Origin of the sequence: Idiomarina sp., from assembly GCF_019431395.1 — a bacterium.
Lineage (GTDB): Bacteria > Pseudomonadota > Gammaproteobacteria > Enterobacterales > Alteromonadaceae > Idiomarina.
In genome coordinates, this window is sequence record NZ_CP080268.1 from 2,339,888 (window position 1) to 2,357,336 (window position 17,449).

At 49.9% G+C, this 17,449-nt stretch carries 16 protein-coding genes, 1 tRNA gene and 1 pseudogene; 8 read left to right on the top strand and 10 right to left on the bottom strand.

Annotated elements, in window-relative coordinates; genetic code table 11:
- Positions 1-83: 83 nt before the first annotated feature.
- Positions 84-1,121, bottom strand: coding sequence for a PepSY-associated TM helix domain-containing protein (locus KZ771_RS11305; RefSeq protein ID WP_290653553.1), 1,038 nt, complete (start codon positions 1,119-1,121; stop codon positions 84-86).
- On the bottom strand, positions 1,115-3,229 hold the full coding sequence (locus KZ771_RS11310; protein ID WP_290653555.1) for a TonB-dependent receptor: 2,115 nt from the start codon (positions 3,227-3,229) through the stop codon (positions 1,115-1,117). Before KZ771_RS11310 ends, KZ771_RS11305 begins: the two co-directional genes overlap by 7 nt.
- A gap of 149 nt (positions 3,230-3,378) precedes the next feature.
- On the opposite strand from KZ771_RS11310, the gene KZ771_RS11315 reads away from it, so the two are divergent.
- Positions 3,379-4,929 carry a serine hydrolase gene (locus KZ771_RS11315; RefSeq protein WP_290653557.1) on the top strand — a complete coding sequence of 517 codons (1,551 nt, stop codon included), beginning with the start codon at positions 3,379-3,381 and terminating at the stop codon, positions 4,927-4,929.
- Between the two features lie 158 nt (positions 4,930-5,087).
- Positions 5,088-5,164: transfer RNA gene (locus KZ771_RS11320), tRNA-Arg, on the top strand.
- Positions 5,165-5,333: 169 nt separating this feature from the next.
- On the opposite strand, the gene KZ771_RS11325 is transcribed toward KZ771_RS11320, so the two are convergent.
- Positions 5,334-5,498: a hypothetical protein gene (locus tag KZ771_RS11325; protein ID WP_290573653.1), complete on the bottom strand. Its 165-nt coding sequence runs from the start codon at positions 5,496-5,498 to the stop codon at positions 5,334-5,336.
- Between the two features lie 97 nt (positions 5,499-5,595).
- On the opposite strand from KZ771_RS11325, the gene KZ771_RS11330 reads away from it, so the two are divergent.
- The 3 genes from KZ771_RS11330 to cueR all read left to right on the top strand — a co-directional run bounded on the left by KZ771_RS11330 (position 5,596) and on the right by cueR (position 9,197).
- Positions 5,596-5,973, top strand: coding sequence for a hypothetical protein (locus tag KZ771_RS11330; protein ID WP_290653559.1), 378 nt, complete (start codon positions 5,596-5,598; stop codon positions 5,971-5,973).
- Positions 5,974-6,104: 131 nt separating this feature from the next.
- The gene (locus tag KZ771_RS11335) at positions 6,105-8,645 is read left to right on the top strand and encodes a heavy metal translocating P-type ATPase (RefSeq protein WP_198517597.1); all 2,541 of its coding nucleotides are present in this window, start codon (positions 6,105-6,107) and stop codon (positions 8,643-8,645) included.
- Positions 8,646-8,699: 54 nt separating this feature from the next.
- Complete coding sequence (gene cueR / locus KZ771_RS11340; protein WP_075610838.1) at positions 8,700-9,197, top strand: Cu(I)-responsive transcriptional regulator; 498 nt, start codon at positions 8,700-8,702, stop codon at positions 9,195-9,197.
- 43 nt (positions 9,198-9,240) lie between these two features.
- Here the strand turns inward: cueR and KZ771_RS11345 are convergent, their stop codons facing one another.
- Positions 9,241-9,444, bottom strand: coding sequence for a heavy-metal-associated domain-containing protein (locus tag KZ771_RS11345; protein WP_063977589.1), 204 nt, complete (start codon positions 9,442-9,444; stop codon positions 9,241-9,243).
- A 566-nt stretch (positions 9,445-10,010) separates the two neighbouring features.
- Between KZ771_RS11345 and KZ771_RS11350 the strand changes: the two genes are divergently transcribed.
- On the top strand, positions 10,011-11,174 hold the full coding sequence (locus KZ771_RS11350; RefSeq protein ID WP_043961024.1) for a DcaP family trimeric outer membrane transporter: 1,164 nt from the start codon (positions 10,011-10,013) through the stop codon (positions 11,172-11,174).
- Positions 11,175-11,267: 93 nt separating this feature from the next.
- On the opposite strand, the pseudogene KZ771_RS11355 reads toward KZ771_RS11350, so the two are convergent.
- Positions 11,268-11,576, bottom strand: a pseudogene (locus tag KZ771_RS11355) (Na/Pi cotransporter family protein); the annotation flags it as partial.
- Between the two features lie 57 nt (positions 11,577-11,633).
- On the opposite strand from KZ771_RS11355, the gene KZ771_RS11360 reads away from it, so the two are divergent.
- Together KZ771_RS11360 and KZ771_RS11365 are read left to right on the top strand one after the other, a co-directional pair.
- Positions 11,634-11,960: an SEL1-like repeat protein gene (locus tag KZ771_RS11360; protein ID WP_020744997.1), complete on the top strand. Its 327-nt coding sequence runs from the start codon at positions 11,634-11,636 to the stop codon at positions 11,958-11,960.
- Positions 11,961-12,061: 101 nt separating this feature from the next.
- Entirely contained in the window at positions 12,062-13,267 is a 1,206-nt protein-coding gene (locus KZ771_RS11365) for an IS256 family transposase (protein ID WP_290569042.1), read from the top strand.
- A 60-nt stretch (positions 13,268-13,327) separates the two neighbouring features.
- Here KZ771_RS11365 and KZ771_RS11370 read toward each other — a convergent pair whose 3' ends face one another.
- From KZ771_RS11370 to egtB, 5 genes are all read right to left on the bottom strand, one after another.
- The gene (locus KZ771_RS11370) at positions 13,328-13,750 is read right to left on the bottom strand and encodes a hypothetical protein (protein WP_035234747.1); all 423 of its coding nucleotides are present in this window, start codon (positions 13,748-13,750) and stop codon (positions 13,328-13,330) included.
- A 129-nt stretch (positions 13,751-13,879) separates the two neighbouring features.
- Positions 13,880-14,197 (bottom strand): hypothetical protein, encoded by a 318-nt coding sequence (locus KZ771_RS11375; protein ID WP_290573493.1) that lies wholly within the window; start codon positions 14,195-14,197, stop codon positions 13,880-13,882.
- Between the two features lie 31 nt (positions 14,198-14,228).
- The gene (locus KZ771_RS11380) at positions 14,229-14,597 is read right to left on the bottom strand and encodes a PhzF family phenazine biosynthesis protein (RefSeq protein ID WP_290653576.1); all 369 of its coding nucleotides are present in this window, start codon (positions 14,595-14,597) and stop codon (positions 14,229-14,231) included.
- A 530-nt stretch (positions 14,598-15,127) separates the two neighbouring features.
- The gene (gene egtD / locus KZ771_RS11385) at positions 15,128-15,991 is read right to left on the bottom strand and encodes an L-histidine N(alpha)-methyltransferase (protein WP_290653578.1); all 864 of its coding nucleotides are present in this window, start codon (positions 15,989-15,991) and stop codon (positions 15,128-15,130) included.
- A gap of 21 nt (positions 15,992-16,012) precedes the next feature.
- Positions 16,013-17,293 carry an ergothioneine biosynthesis protein EgtB gene (gene egtB, locus KZ771_RS11390; protein WP_290573490.1) on the bottom strand — a complete coding sequence of 427 codons (1,281 nt, stop codon included), beginning with the start codon at positions 17,291-17,293 and terminating at the stop codon, positions 16,013-16,015.
- Between the last annotated feature and the right edge of the window lie 156 nt (positions 17,294-17,449).

Below are 17,449 nucleotides of genomic sequence, written 5' to 3' on the forward strand. Positions count from 1 at the left end.
AACTACTATAGCGCTGGCAAGCGTATCGACCAAGCAAATAAGGCTAACCGCAAAATTTTAGCGATACTTATCAGGTTTTTTAACTAACGAATGGTGGAGCGCTTTGAAAATCGTTTAACGTAAAACCAGATACCGGTGGTGGGCAACAGTATTAATGCGACTCCCGAGAGCAAAACGACAATTAAATAAAAGGATCCGCCAACCGCAGCGACGTGCGTAGGGTAAATCATATTAGATACTTGATTACCCAGCGGTGTAGCCCGTTCATCAATTACGTTGCTGACAGTGTTTTGTTCGGAGAATTGAATGTAGTTGCGGCCATTGGGGTGCCACTCGGCGTCGTGCTTCGCCCGTATTTGTGGATTTTCTAGGTAGAGTAAGCGTGCTTCGGCAGCAGGTAATACGTCCGACACAATGGCAAGCCGTTGTGTCCAGTTGTTAAGCGGCTGCCGCGGTAGGCTTTGTTCCTTAACCTGGGGTTGAAAAGGCAAAAGATAAGTTAGCGCTGACTTAACGGGGGCGGCATACATAACCGCAGTGCCGGTAACTAAAACGATAACAATCGGAATGAATAGCAGAGCGCCAACACAACGATGAAGTTGCCACAGGGTCTGCATGCCACGTCGAGAGAATGGATTAGCCCAGCGTATGGCCAACGCACGTCTGAAGGAACCGCGCCTGGGCCACCACCGGATAAGACCGGTAAAAACAAGCAGCAAGCTCGACAATCCCAGGACACCTAAAATATCCTTGCCGAGGTCATTAAGCGCCAAATGGTGATGTAATTCGACCAGCCAGCTGACAAAGTCGCCCAAATAAGGACGCTCAAGTAGGAGTTCACCAGTGGCACTATAGTAAAAATGCGATTTGTCAGCGTTGACGACCTCAAACCAGGGCCGGTCGGCGGTTGGCATTAAGGCGTAACCTGACGAGAAGCCGTCAGCAATATGTGCCGCCTCCGTTACTGAAACAGGCTGCTGCAGATCAAGTTGCGGATAGAATAACGTCAGCAGCTCGTTTTTGAATAACAATAACGAGCCGCTGATTGCCATCAACAGCATCCACAAGCTGAGAGTTAAACCCAGCCAGCGGTGCCACTGTGTCAGGTTCGGTTTTACCAACGGTAATTCCAGTTAAAGCTTACTGTGCGACCGCGGCCGGCAAAGTTGCGGCTGTCGGGACCAACGGTCTGCGCATAGTAGGTAAAGTAGAATTCATCCAGCAGGTTCTCAACACCGACCGAGAAATTACCTAAGTCTCGGGTTTCTATTAGTACTGATGCATCGATGGTGTCGTAACCGTCAAAGTTATTAATGGATTGATCACCGCTGTAAATTTCACGGTCAAATAACTTATTCCACTGCACTTGTGAGCTGATCATGCCACTCCACTGTTGCGACCAGTACAAATTAGCGCGCTTTGGCGCAATGTTATTGCCGCCCAGCTGGGTATCCACTGAGCCATCGGCGTTGCTATCGTATTCACCATCCGTTTCGGCATAGTTAAGGCCGAAAGCGGTGTCACTGGATAACGCGTACTCAGCACTTAACTCAAACCCGTCAATTTCGGTTTTTTCGCGCATAACGCTGTAAATACCATCGGCATCCGCTTGCAAGCGGGCACCGAGGTCAGATCCGGAACGAAAGTAACTCACGGATGCACTTACAGCATTGCCCCGGTATTCAACGCCAACCTCCTCGTTATCAGCAATCACTGGCTGTAGGTTTAAAAAGCTGTCAATATTCAACCCCGGAGTAGAAATGCCGCGTAACACACGACCGACATCGGGCATGCTGAAACCTTCTGAGTAGCTTGCGTAAACTCGCCATTGATCGGTTAATGCGTAAACGGCACCGACATTGGGCAGCAACTCATTAAAACTTGGTTCGCCGCCTTCGACAAAGGTTGAGCCATAGGCAGCTAGCGAGGTAAAGTCATCAACATTGAGTTTGCCATACTCGTAACGTAAACCACCGCTTAAGGTTAGGCCATTAGCTTGATAGCGAAGTTGAGCGTAAGGAGCCCAGTTCTTAAACTCTGTTTCGGGAACCCACTTACGGCCTGTCTGAGCAAGTTCCTGGAAGGTCGTATCATTAAGGTAATCAAGGCCAGCTGACACAGAGTAGGGCGATTGCTGAATATTGTCCCAGTTTAGGGTGATGCGAGAGCCATATTTGCGCGAGTCGTTGCGGGACTGGTCAAATAAGTTATCGCCGTAAGCTGGAGCCTGAAACACACCATAGGTTCCGCCACCGTATAGCGCCGAAAAGTCTTGCAGGAACAGTTGCCAATTAAGCTCCGCGTTTAAAAAGTTACTATGGTTATAGGTTAGACTTGAGGTGGTAACCTCGTTTTCCGGCGCATCGCCCGGGTACTCACCCTCTACCGATACCGTCGGAATACCTTCGGCGCGGTCGCCGCCGACCGAGTAGTAATCGCCATTACCCGACATATCAAACCGATTAATCATGAACTCTAGCGATTGCTGTTCATCAATGTCGTACCCCAGCTTGGCGAAAACATCGTAGCTTTTCGAATCCATAGTATCGCCCTGCGTGGTGTCTACGCCGATGAGCATGCCGTTGCCATCAACATACATGCCGGTATCGCGATACTGGATACCACCAACAAAGCGCCAGTCGCCAGTTGCGTGGCGGACTAAATAGCCGGCTTGGTAGCTCAACCCCTCAGAAAATTCGGAATCCGGCGCCATAAAACCGGCGTTAAGCTCGTGTGATGTGCCTTGCTCGGCTTGTTTGGTAACAATGTTAATAATACCACCACTGGCACCCATGCCTTGAATGGCGCTGGCGCCGTGGATAACTTCAACACGTTCAATCATAAAGGGGTCGATGGTCATGGCTGCACGAGACCCGTTACGCAATGGATTTGACTGAGGTACGCCATCAATTAAGTAAAGGGGCTGGCGGCCACGCAGCGTTTCGCCCGCACTGGTCAACTTCTGCCGAGAGGGAGAGAAAGCAGGAATAAGGTTGCCCAAAATATCAGATAAGGATTGCGACACGGTCAACTGCTGGCGCAGCTCTTCTCCATCAATGACCGAAACGGTTGCCGGAATAGCACTTTGCGGGGTGCTGGTGCGCGTTGCGCTAATTTGGATAGTTTCGTCGATATTAATGGTATCGTTTTGTTGAGCAACAGCTCCGCAGGACATCGCGGTTAGCACCGCTAAGGAAAGTGACTTCTTAAACATGAGAATCTTTATCATTTACAAAACTTTAGCTAATGATAACTATTCGTATTTTTGAGTCAATGTTTACTTCATAGTTTTTTAAGTGACTTTATTGTTTGCTTGATTTCGATGAAGTTTCCGGCGGCTGTGGTAGGCTTAAAAAAAACAATAAGGAAATTCAGTTTATGAAAAGCGTCTCTCAACTATTGCTGGCAAGTGCATTAACGCTGGGCGTTACGGCCTGCTCAGATAAACCTGAAACCGCCCCTGATCTGGAACAAAAAATTCGCGACACCGCGGAGCAATCGTTAAAAGCTTTTAATATTCCCGGTATCGCCGTCGTTGCGGTAAAAGATGGCGAAGTCGTTTTAGCTGAAGGGTTTGGTGTGCGCGATATTGAATCCAATGAACCGGTGACTGCGACTACCTTGTTTGGCATTGCGTCGCACACCAAAGCCTTTACAGCAGCAGCCATTGCAACCCTGGTCGAGCAGGATAAACTGAGCTGGGACGATAAAGTTATCGAGCATATCCCGGAATTTAAACTGGCGGATCCTTACATCACACGCGAGCTTACCGTGCGAGACTTGCTGAGCCATCGTTCAGGCCTTGGTTTGGGCGCCGGTGATTTAATGATTTGGCCGAACACCAATAAAACCACTGATGAAGTGCTTGCCGGGCTGGCGCATGTTCCTATTAAGCATGGATTTCGTGAGCGTTTTGACTACAACAACTTGATGTTTGTCACTGCCGGAGAGGTGATTTCGCGGGTGTCCGGCATGCCTTACCACCAATATGTTGAACAAACACTTTTTCAAGCAATGCAAATGAATGAAAGCACGATTGGTTTTTCACGCATTGACGCAGACAATGAGAATGTTGCCGTTGGTACTATCGAGATGGATGGCGAGTTACACCGCTTCCCGCTGGACTTTCTGGAAGATTTTGCTGCTGCAGGTGCAACAGCGGCCAGTGTTGATGATATGAGTCGCTGGCTACTAACATTGCTTAACGAAGGTAAAACCCCGAACGGCTCACAGCTATTCAGCGGAGACTCATTAAATGCCATGTGGCAACTCGAAACGCCGTTGCCGGTTGCCGCCAGTGCAGCGGAGCAGGGCACGTACTTCCGTGGTTATGGCCTGGGCTGGTTTGTGAAGGATTACTATGGCGTTAAACACATCTCCCACAGCGGCGGTATTCTTGGCATGTTATCTTTCACAACAGTGATACCTGAAGAAGAATTTGCGATAACGGTTTTAAGTAATCAGCAAGCCTTTGGCGCGCTAACGGCCATTGTTGAGGAATCCCTGGAGGTGGTGTTAGACACGCCGGATAAAGATTGGGTTGCGCAACAAAGCGAAAAATACCGCGAGTTTATACAGGAAAAAGCGGACTTCAGTGTTGAGCCGGCCGACGATATCCAACCTCCTCTGGTATTGGAGCAGTACGTCGGTGAATATAACGACGCCTGGTACGGCGACGTGCTCATCTCCAGTAATAATGGTGAGTTACGCATAGACTTTACCCATACGGAGATGCTTAAAGGTCGGTTAGAGCATTACAACGGCAATACATTTATTGTGCGTTGGGACCAGCCATTACTGGAAGCTGACGCATTTATTGATTTTGATGTGGATCGCGGCAACCAAGTCAAAACCGCGACAATGGAAGCTGTAGCTGACTTTACTGATTTCAGCTTCGACTTCCACAACCTAAAATTACAAAAGCAATAAGCTTGCTAACGCTGGACAGCGCGGGGGCAAATCCCTATAATGCCCTCGCTTTCCATAAGCATGCGCACCCTTAGCTCAGCTGGATAGAGCGTTGCCCTCCGGAGGTAAAGGTCGGACGGCAAAAAGGGTTCGAAGGTAAAGGTCAAAATTTAGTAGATGCGCCCGTAGCTCAGCTGGATAGAGCGCTGCCCTCCGGAGGCAGAGGCCGCAGGTTCGACTCCTGCCGGGCGCGCCAATCATTATATTTTTCCGTTATTTTCATATCATTTCTTTCACTAAAACTGACCGCTACTCAAAATACTGGAATAAAGGCGTAAAAATAAATGTGTCCATAATGTGTCCATTTTGTGGCCAACAATTCTTGCTAATAATTTGTTCTTCAAAAATACGACCTTTACCTGAAACTAGTGCTTGATGAAATTAACTTGGTTGGTTTCAATCTTCTCTTCATACTTGATTTGAGAGTCAGCCTCCGACTGTTTCGCTTTAGCCTTCAGACGATCAATCTCAGCTTTCATCTCTTCAATTTTCGCTTCGTGCTTCTTTTCAAATGCTTCTTTATTGTCCATTTCCACCTCCAGGTCTTCCTTTTTAGTCACTTGCTTACTAATGGGTATGGTTTAAAAAGCCAAAACGATCAAAGTCCTCTGTGTTCTAAAGCAATGTATGAACGATATTGCTTACATTCCTAACGGCCGCTTATTTCTTCCGGGAATGCTCGCGCCAGATCCGAAAGCGCGTCACTATGTACCAGACAAGACCACCGATAAACATGATAAGAGGAACAATATTAACTTCCTTGCTCTGCTGGTAATCATCAGGGGTATTCGGATTAGCTGGTTGATTTTCTCTTTGGCGTGCAATCACAGATTACACTTTCCCAACGGAAAAACTGGTTGGCGAGGCCTGGAACAAATGCGTAAGGATTGTGGTACTAGAGAATTCATCGCGCATCCTTCTGTCTACCTCGAACGCTCCCTTAGCGCGAATTTGTCCGATGTGCCACTGACTGCTGACAACACTCGTATGGAGTTTTCAACCTAAACCCGGATTCGATGTTCCCGTAAGTACTGGGTGTGGTAACTATGCATCAGGAAATTTAGCGCTTGACCTTCCCACAATAGGAAGGTTTATCTTTCTGGAATATCATCAGGAGATGCTTGTGGAGAAGACGAATGATGCATACTCAAGACAAATTGAATCCGTCGGCTGTGACGGTGACAAGCTTTCCCATCGAAGGTATGAGTTGCGCTTCCTGCGTCGGGCGCGTGGAGGCTGAACTCAAGAAGGTCGAGGGCGTTGACACTGTTACGGTGAACCTGGTGACCGAACGTGCCGATATCCAGTCCGCTTCGCCACTCGACCGCGGATCACTCATCAACGCTATCGAGAAAGCTGGCTATTCGGTGCCTGCTGAGACCACAGAGCTTTCCATCGAAGGTATGACCTGCGCGTCCTGTGTCGGTCGCGTCGAAAAGGCGCTCAAGGCTGTGCCCGGCGTCACCAGTGCCGTTGTCAACCTTGCGACTGAAAGAGCCACGATCCAGGGCAGCGCCGATGCGACCGCCTTGGTGACGGCTATCGAGAACGCGGGATATGATGCCAGGGTAATCGCGGCTGCTACGGGTAGCAGTCGGGGCGAGACCGATGAGCGCACCGAGAAGAAGGACGCGGAACGCCGTGGACTGACACGTGATTTCACGATTGCAGCGGTGTTGACCGTGCCTGTCTTCATTCTGGAGATGGGCTCACACCTCATTCCTGGCATGCACGACCTGATTGCCTCAACGATCGGCATGGAGACGAATTGGTATCTCCAGTTCGTGTTGACAACCATCGTTCTGTTCGTGCCGGGCATCCGCTTTTACCACAAGGGGTTTCCGGCCCTCGGGCGGCTTGCCCCCGACATGAACTCCCTGGTCGCGGTCGGCACCATGGCAGCCTATGGCTATTCGCTCGTGGCGACCTTCGCGCCGGGGTTCCTGCCCGACGGAGCCGTCAACGTCTACTTTGAGGCCGCCGCTGTTATCGTCACTCTCATCCTGCTCGGCCGGTTGCTGGAGGCTCGCGCCAAGGGACGCACCTCCGAGGCGATCAAGCGCCTGGTCGGCCTTCAGGCCAAGATGGCCCGTGTGCGCAGGGACGGAAAGACGGTCGAGTTGCCGATCGATTCCGTCCTGTCGGGAGATATCGTCGAGGTTCGTCCCGGCGATCGCATCCCGGTGGATGGCGAACTCATCGAAGGCGAAAGCTATGTCGATGAATCGATGATCACCGGCGAGCCGATCCCCGTCTCCAAGACGAACGGCAGCGAGGTCGTGGCCGGAACGGTGAACCAGAAAGGCGCGTTCGCCATCCGTGCGACGGCTGTCGGCGGCAACACCGTTCTGTCGCAGATCATCCGCATGGTGGAAGAAGCGCAGGGGTCGAAGCTGCCGATTCAGGCGCTGGTCGACAAGGTGACGATGTATTTCGTGCCGGCGGTCTTCGCCGTGGCCGCGCTCACCTTCGCTGCATGGCTTTATTTCGGCCCGTCGCCCGCGCTCACTTTCGCGCTGGTCAACGCCGTTGCGGTCCTGATCATCGCCTGCCCTTGCGCCATGGGGCTGGCCACACCGACCTCGATCATGGTGGGCACCGGCCGCGGTGCCGAGCTGGGCGTGCTCTTCCGCAAGGGCGAAGCGCTGCAACTGCTCAAGGACGCCAAGGTCGTCGCCGTTGACAAGACGGGCACGTTGACGGAAGGCAAACCCGCCTTGACCGACCTGGAACTGGCTGCTGGATTCGAACGTGCAAACGTCCTGGGTCTGATCGCGGCCGTCGAGGCCAAGTCCGAACACCCGATCGCCCGTGCGATCGTGAACGCCGCCGCGGAGAACATCTCACTGCCGGACGTGTCGAACTTCGAATCGGTGACGGGTTTTGGCGTGAAGGCTGAGGCCGGTGGCAAGCGGGTCGAGATAGGTGCTGACCGCTACATGAGCGAACTCGGTCACGACGTGGCGGCGTTCTCCAAGGTCGCCAAACGCCTCGGCGACGAGGGTAAGTCTCCGCTCTATGCTGCGATAGAGGGCAAGCTTGCGGCGATTATCGCCGTTGCCGACCCGATCAAGGAAACGACGCCTGCTGCCATCAAGGCCCTGCACGATCTCGGGCTCAAGGTCGCGATGATCACCGGCGACAACGCCCACACGGCCAAGGCCATCGCGGCGCGACTCGGGATCGACGAGGTGGTGGCGGAAGTGCTACCGGACGGCAAGGTCGACGCGGTGCGCCGCCTTAAGGGAGAGCACGGCAAGGTGGCGTTCGTCGGTGATGGCATCAACGACGCTCCCGCTCTGGCCGAAGCGGATGTAGGTCTTGCCATTGGCACAGGTACGGACATTGCCATTGAAGCGGCTGATGTGGTGCTGATGTCGGGTAACCTGCAAGGTGTGCCAAAGGCGATCGCCTTGTCGAAGGCAACCATCGACAACATCCGACAAAATCTGTTCTGGGCGTTTGCCTACAACACGGCTTTGATTCCGGTCGCGGCAGGTGTGCTCTATCCGGCCTACGACATCCTGCTTTCGCCCGTCTTCGCTGCCGGCGCCATGGCACTGTCGTCGGTGTTTGTACTCGGCAATGCACTGAGATTGCGTCATTTCCGCTCACCCATGGGGACGGACGACAACGACGTGTCGCAGAGACAGGTGGAATTTGCACAAGCGAAATAAGGACAACCGAGCCTGCCACAGTGCAGGCTTGATGTTATCTGGAGAGGCATGGCTATGAATATTGGAAAGGCAGCGGAGGCATCGGGTGTATCGGCGAAGATGATCCGCTACTACGAATCGATCGGCTTGATTCCGGAAGCGTTGCGAACTGAAGCTGGATACAGGGATTACTCGGACAAGGATGTGCAAACCCTGCGCTTCATCCGGCGCGCACGGGATCTCGGGTTTTCGGTGGCGCAGATGAATAAACTGGTTGCGCTCTGGCGCGACCGGGGTCGTGCGAGCGCCGACGTCAAACGTCTTGCGCTTGAGCATGTCGCGGAGCTTGAGCTCAAGGCGCGCGAACTCCAGGAAATGAGCCGTGCACTCAAGCACCTGGCGGAAAACTGCCAGGGCGACGCTCGGCCGGACTGCCCGATTATCAGCGGTCTGGCCGGGGATGGCGTAGTGAAAGGAACGCCTAAGGGTGAGCGAGAACTTAATTCCACGCGCTTCGGGGCTATCGGGATTGAACCCAATTGCACGCAACGTCGCGGGAAAGAGAAGCGCTGACGCGTCTACTTCAGAAGCGGCGTCCTTGCCCTGACCTGAATGATTACCCGGCAAGGTGCTGATTATCGTACCCAGCCTCGCGGATGGCATCACTGATACGCGCCTCATTGACCTGGCTGCGCACGGTGACCTCGGCGTGTTCTATATCTGTAGATACTTCCGCCTGTGGGTCGATACTTTTAATGGCTTTTTCGACGGCGGATGTGCAGTGGCCACAGGTCATGCCGTTAACGTTGAATCGATACATATCGAACTCCTTCACAGAATCAGAGAATTGAGGAACCTGATCGTCCCAGCGACCAATCTAGTCTTTCCAACGCTGGTAAGGTCAACTGCGGAGCCTCAGACTTTGATTTGTCGAGTGCTCTGTGCCGACGGGCTGCCAAATGCACGGCTATTGATAAGACCTGGCCGATGCCGACAGTCTCTCTGTGCAAGGCATGCAAACGCAGCCTTGACCTTCCAACCATTGGAACGATTACCCTTTTGTGAAAAGTCAGCGCAACCGGTGTTCGGTAATCGCACTAAACACAAAGGAGTTAATCGATATCCACAGAGTCCCCTTCTCACTCAGGCAGACCAGAGCGCCCACTCGGTCTGGCCTTGGCCGTTATCGCCACCGCCCAGCTCATGGTGGTGCTTGACGATACGATCGCAAATATTGCGGGGTATACGGATTTAATGGTTGATGGGGTGAAGGTGCCCCATCAACCATTAAATCCGTATACCCTTAATTTTTAGATAATAAGGACACAATCAGCAATGTTAACGTTGAATTTACATTTATTTAACCACTTTTTTGGAACAGACACGATGAAAGCTAAAATAAAAAATACGGCTACAGCAGTAGCGCTGTGCCTAGCAGCATCTACCGGTGCAGCACAAGCAGCAACAATCGGCGACACAAGTGTGAAATTCACAGGCTACATTAAAGTCGACGCTATGGTCAGTGACTACTCAGATGGCACCATTGCATCGGGTAGCGTAGGTCGCGATTTCTATATTCCTTCACTAACACCTGTTGGTGGCGTTGACGAAGATCCACAATTTGATGCCCACATCAGAACCTCACGATTCCGCTTTGCAACGTCAACGCCTACGGCTGAAGGCGATACCATAAACGGTGTATTCGAACTCGACTTCCTTGTAACTAGCGGCGGTGATGAGCGAATCAGTAACTCCTACACTCCGCGAGTACGCCACGCGTACTTAACTTACAAGAATTGGTTGGTGGGCCAAACATGGACGACCTTTATGGACGTAGGTTCATTACCAGAATCACTTGATTTTATTGGTACCACTGACGGCATCACCTTTGCCCGTCAAGTTATGGTGAGATATACCAACGGCGGCCTACAGCTTGCGCTTGAAAACCCAGAATCAACCATTACGCCATTTGGCGGTGGTAGCCGAATTACGAGTGACGACAGCAGCGTTCCAGACTTTGTAGCTGCCTATACGTCAAAGTATGACTGGGGTTATGTAAAAGTAGCGGGCTTATTAAGACAGTTGTCTTACGATAATGCCGCTGGCATTGATGCGGACGAAACCAGCTTTGGTGTATCGGTAACCGGTAAATACAATTTGTCTAATGGCGACGATATTCGCTTCACGTTCAACACGGGTAAAGGTTTAGGCAGATACTCTGCGCTAAACGCAGTTAATGGTGCAGTACTTACCGAAAGCGGCGACCTTGAAGCCATAGACTCAACAGGTTACGGCGTTGCGTATCGTCACAAGTGGAGCGAAAAAGCGCGCAGTAGCATCATGTTCTCGGCGTTTGAAGCAGACAATGACGTATCATTAACGGGTTTAGCTACCACTGAAAGCACTTATAGCACACGTGTAAACTACTTGTACTCGCCAACTAAAGCGCTAACCGTTGGCGCTGAATACGCTTTCGCAAAGCGTGAAATTGAAGCCGGCCTTGAAGGCGACATGAACCGCTTCCAAGTTTCAGCAAAATACGCATTCTAATACATGCACTAAGTTAAAAAAGAGAAACGGCACTGAGCTCATCAGCGCCGTTTTTTTGTGCATACAGAAAAATAGAATGGCGCGCTACATTAGCTACATAGTAGTGAAGATAATACCCAAAGGCATAATAAAGAATAAGCCACCGATATAAGCTGCGCCGTACATTTTCCGCTCTGCCGCTATCACTGATAATTGATAAGACAAATTGAGCGGAATATTGCGCAATAAAGGCAGCCCGTAAATAAGCGTAACGCCCAGAACGTTATAAATCAGGTGCACAAGCGCTATTTGTAGTGCAAATCCACTATTAACCCCCACTACACCCAACGCTGCGATAAGCGCAGTGATACATGTGCCTATATTTGCGCCCAATGTGAACGGATAGATATCCTTAGCTTTTAAAAATAAGCGAAGCAAAAAGCCACGTAAAGCGGCTTAATTAGAGTATGGGAAACACCTATGTTAAGAAAGCTATTTTTGTCCTCTTTTGCGTTCACTCTATCTTTTTCTGTATGGGCGAACGACGCGTTCTTTGAAGGCGCATCAGCGCTCGACAAGGGCGATATACAATCTGCAATCACGCTTTTTAAGCAGGCTGCTAGTGAAGGGCATGATATTGCGCCTTATACGCTCGGTGTGTTGTATGAAAAAGGTGAGGGCGTTAAACAAGATTTTTATCAGGCAAAAATCTGGTATTCAAAAGCTGTCGATAAAGGACACAGAGGTGCCAGGGCGAGATTGCCGATCATAGAATCAAAAATCGCTGCCCTTGAAGAAGGCAATTAGTGTCCATGCGCATTCCTGTTCAGCAAGGAATGCGTTTTGATGAGAGTGTAAAAATATCTGTGTAAATGGCATTCTTAGCAATATCGAAGAAGGATATCAGAATGCCAATATCAGACAAACTCATCGATCAGCTGCTTGATGGCTGTGACTCACCCGACGACATTTTAGGTGAAGCTGGGCTGCTCAAGCAGCTTACCAAGAAGGTCGCTGAACGCGCTTTAGAAGCCGAGATGCAAGCCCATTTAGGCTACGCCCCAAATGATGCGGCCGGCAATAACAGCGGTAACTCCCGCAACGGTAAAACCAAGAAGGCTGTTCGTAGCACCAACGGTGACGTCGAGCTGGATATTCCCCGTGATCGCAACGGTAGCTTTGAGCCTAAACTGGTTCGCAAAGGTGAACGTCAGCTTAACGGATTCGATGAGCGCATCGTCGCGCTCTATGCCAGAGGCATGACTACCCGGGATATCCAGGCTTACCTTGAAGAAGCCTACGGTGTTGAAGTATCTCCCACATTCATATCTCAGGTTACAAACGAGGTGATGGACGAAGTAAAGGCCTGGCAACATCGACCACTGGCAAAGCTTTACCCGGTCGTTTACCTTGATTGCCTGGTGGTTCGCAGCCGTGACTCTGGCGTTGTTCAAAATAAGTCAGTCTACCTGGCGCTTGGTATTAACACCGACGGTGAAAAAGAGCTCCTTGGCCTGTGGATGGCGCAAACCGAAGGCGCTAAATTCTGGTTATCTGTGATGAACGAGCTTAAAAATCGCGGCGTCGATGATATCTTTATCGCCTGTTGCGATGGCCTGAAGGGCTTCCCCGAAGCCATTGAAGCGGTTTACCCGAAGACTCAGGTACAGCTGTGCATCGTGCATCAAATTCGTCACTCTCTGCGTTACGTAAACTGGAAGCAACGCAAGATCATCGCAGCTGACTTAAAGCTAATTTATGGTGCTGCCACCCGCGCTGCAGCAGAGCAGGCGCTGGAAGAGTTCGCTGAAAAGTGGGATGAAGAGCATCCGACCATAAGCCGCTCATGGCGGGCAAACTGGGAACGCTTAAGCGTATTCTTCGAATACCCGGCGGAGATACGTAAGGCTATCTACACCACTAACGCCATCGAATCGCTGAACGCGTCATTGCGTAAAATTACCAAGACTCGCCGGTCGTTCCCGAATGATGAGGCCATCATGAAGGTATTGTACTTAGCCTTGCATCAGGCATCGAAAAAGTGGACGATGCCCATACGCAACTGGAAACCGGCCATGGCGCAATTCGAGATCATGTATCAGGATCGGATTTAACAGTGCAAACAGCCATTTACACAAAATTTTTTACAGTCTCGTTTTGATATCTTTAGGTCTTCATTTTTTATGGAATCGAATGACTTTTCTGTCTAACTCCTCCTTCATTCTTTCTGCTTGCAGTGCGTTGTAGTAACGGTTAAGCAGGTTATCATTCACCATTTTCAATGTTCTGCTATAACATGACACCTCTACTTCCTTAGGGTTGTTCGGGTCAAACTCTTTAACTTGGTTCGAGCCTTCCATGCTGTCTACCATGATGTCGTTTATGTATTTATGGATCTCGTCTATGAAAGACGCGATATCAACACCTGCACTCTTTAATTCCTGATTTACTTTGCTAATAGCCAACGACAACACAGCGAATTCTAAATGGTACGCCCCCGTACTCATAAATATGTCAAATTTAGAATTATGTTTTATTTGACGCTTTGTATCTAATTCTCTCATATAGATTTGAAGTAATGCTTCTTCTGCGTTCATGTATGCATCTATCCTTTCTGTTAAACGATGATTGCATTTTGCATGCTTTCTGAAGCCTGCCGCGTCATTAAGAGCCCTTTTTTCTGCCGTTAATTCATTTTGCTGTGTTCTCAGTGAAAAACATTTGCCTTAAAAATAAAGGGTATACGGATTTAATGGTTGATGGGGCACCTTCACCCCATCAACCATTAAATCCGTATACCCATCATCAGAAGTTAGGAAAAACCAGAGCACGCCAATAATCAGAATAACGATTGCCAGTACCCCTTGCACCTGCAAGCTTTTCGATGTGTTTTCAGTGGTAATTTTGCTTTCTCCAGGCTGATCGTTTTCACCCGGTTGCTCTTTTTGTTCTGAATTTTCGGACTTCACGTAGCCACAAGCCGGACAGCTGTATTTATTATCCAGAACCTCATCTTCACACTTTGGACATTTCTCAAATGCCATTGAAGCACCTCTCTGTTTTCTTGCGGAATGTTCACTCTTCAGTGTAGTCAAAAGACGAGAAAACAGCGGTACTATCTCGCATCGCTGTTCGCCCCCTGACCAAAACCTGTTGCTGATAATTTTTCAGATAAAGACACCCTCCTGCGGGCGAGCATTGTTTAATTTCAATCGGCTTATGTGCGTAACTCTTTGGGTATTGATTTCTGAGGTAAGCGGAAGCCTGCACACAGGCCGAGCCCGTAGCTGCATCTTCAGCCTCTCCGTACTGCGGCGCAAAGTAACGCAGTTGTACCGCACCTGACAGCAACCGGTAAATGACAATTAGAGCTCGCTGGCTAAACTGGCATAATACACCGCTATTTACACTCAATTGTGTCAACGGCTGGCTAAGTTCCAGCAAAACATAATCATTACGACCACCACAGTAGCAGCCATTAATAACTGGCTGACTTATAAATCGTCGCCAAAACCTAAAGTTACGCAACGGTCTCTGCGTTAAAGGTTTATCAAAGTAATAAGCCGATTCATGGTCAAACCCTAGCTGTATTTCACCTGAGGGCGTCAATAAAAGATCGTTGGTGGGTTTCGTCTTTAGTTTCCCGTTTATGTACGCAGCAACCGCGAGGTTACCCGACCCACAGCGACGCACCTGTCTGTCATAATTTAAAAACTGAGCCTGAAACGCTCCTGAGCCGCCACTCATCAGAATTAGATTTGGAACTCTTTGATATTCGAAGGCGTTTCGGACCAAGCGGGGGCCGGGCGATAAGCTATATGATGCTGATTGCCCAACGCCTGCGAACCATAAAAGACATCGACAGTAAAAAGTTTTGGCATAGCAGACACCGATTAGTCTCGAACTTTGTCAGCATTGTGTAATAGCATAATCGCGAAGATTCCGTCAGGCGCCAGCCATATCTTTTCGCGCTTTCAGCCTGCCGAGCTTGCTAACCGATCAAACTCTTCGGGGTAATATTTATAGGAGTTTTCGGTGTGAATGGTTTCACCCTCCTTAAACTGAAAACTTTCACCGGCAACTTCAACCTCCTGCCGGATACAACTGCGCAAATGCATTTCTATACGGCCCAGCTTCTGATTGTAAATGGCCAGGTGCTCAAACTGATCGGGATGAAAATTAGCATCGAGTTCTCGGTTCATTCGGGTCAGAATATTCTTATTAAAACGTGCGGTAATGTCTTTGCTGTCGTTGTATGCACGCTCAAGCATTTGCTCGTCTTTTTTGGTGTCTACCCCCATCAGCATATAGCTTTCTTTACCAAGGGTTGTGCGAGCGCTACGCAGAAACTCGCAGGCCTCTTCAGGCTCAAAGTTGCCTATGGTAGAGCCTGGAAAAAAGCCCATTGAAGTCGCCTGAGAAAGCGCCAGTTCTATTGGTTGGGTAAAATCCCCTTGAGCAACTTTAATCTGTAATTTGGGGAAGGACTCGGCAAGGTCGGCTGAGGCTTTTTTGAGATGTTCACCCGAAATATCAATCGCGACAAACTCCGTTATCACAGGTAACTTTTTTAGCAATGGTTTTACTTTATGCAGCGACCCCGCACCAAACTCAACCAGTTGAATGTTATCGAGAGATTTTCCCGAAAAGTACTGTTTTAATTCCCCGGCGACATCGGGCAACATTCCAAGCTCAGTGCGGTAGGGGTAGTACTCATCCAGCTGACAAATTTGGTCAAAGTACTCTGACCCCTTTGCGTCATAAAAATATTTGGGTGGTAGCGTTTTTTGAGGCAAGCGTAGCCCCGCCAGAACATCCTGCAAAAACCCATGGTTCATAAAACATCCCGATTTTTGATTTTATTTGGCCAGACGCAGACTGCTAAATTGCCAACGCTGATGCGCGTAAAAGAAGTTCCGGTAGGTTAAGCGTATTTGTTGCTCGGCAGTAGCGCATGAACCGCCACGCAGAACCCACTGGTTAGCCATGAACTTCCCGTTGTACTCAGCCAACGCCCCTTCCGGCGTTTTGAATCCCGGATAAGGAATAAACGGACTCTGCGTCCACTCCCAGGCATCGCCGAACATTTGCTTGAGGCCTTTATTATCGGCGACTACCGGCTGCGGCAGTAACTGGTTTTGCTCCAGAAAGTTACCGCAACATTCAACCGACTGAGCCGCATGCTCCCATTCAAACTCTGTTGGCAAACGGCAACCGCACCAGCGCGCAAAAGCGTCTGCCTCGTAATAGCTAATATGGCAAACCGGAGCATTTAGATCTAAAGGCACACGGTTACGGCCCGTCACAGTAAACCACTGCTCACCTTCACGATGCCAGTATAAAGGCGCTCGCCAACCTTCCTGTTGCGCTGTTGCCCAGCCGTCCGAAAGCCAGAGTTTTGGCCGCTTATAGCCGTCGTCAGCCATAAACTCTAACCATTCTGCGTTAGTCACCAAGCGCTCACACAGACTAAACTCCGGCACAAATACCTGATGCCGGGGTTGTTCGCAGCCATAGGCAAAGGATGACTCCGCATCGGTACCGATAAAAGATAAGCCACCTTCAAAATGGACAAATTCAGGGTTTCCTGTGCTACCGGAATCAGGGGAAGATTCTGCCGCATTGGTATCCGGCCCCAGCGCATACGGATTAAGTGACAACGCATGTTTAATATCGGTTTGTATCAGTTCCTGATGCTGCATCTCGTGATGCAAGCCAATGGTAACAGCCGCCTTAATTTCAGCAGAGTATGACTCCAGCAATGCCTTCATGGCGTTATCAACATGCTTCCGATAATTCACCACTTCTTCTAACGGCGGCCGTGACAACAAGCCTCGTTGCGGTCGCGGATGGCGCTCGCCTACCGTTTCATAATAAGAATTGAATAAGTATTGATAGGCATTGTTGTACGTTCGATAACCCGCTAAATGAGGTTGCAGTAAAAAAGTTTCAAAAAACCAGGTGGTATGCGCGAGATGCCATTTCGCCGGGCTGGCATCGGGCATCGACTGTAGCATCATATCTTCTGCACTTAAGGCTTCCGTCAACCTCATTGTTTGCGCACGCACCCGCTCATACTCCGCTATTAACTTGTCTTTCGGCAAGCTCTCATTGTCGAAGGGCTGCGCAATACTCGGCATTAGCTTGGCCTCCTGTACTTCAAATAGGTCCGAGAGGTGTCGACCTCTGTGCTATGAATTTCAGTATGGCAGTTTTGATTTCGGTTGCCAGTACGGATAACGCAAACCTGCCTAAGGCGCTATAGCAATACTCAGCTGCCGCTTTCGGACATAGCT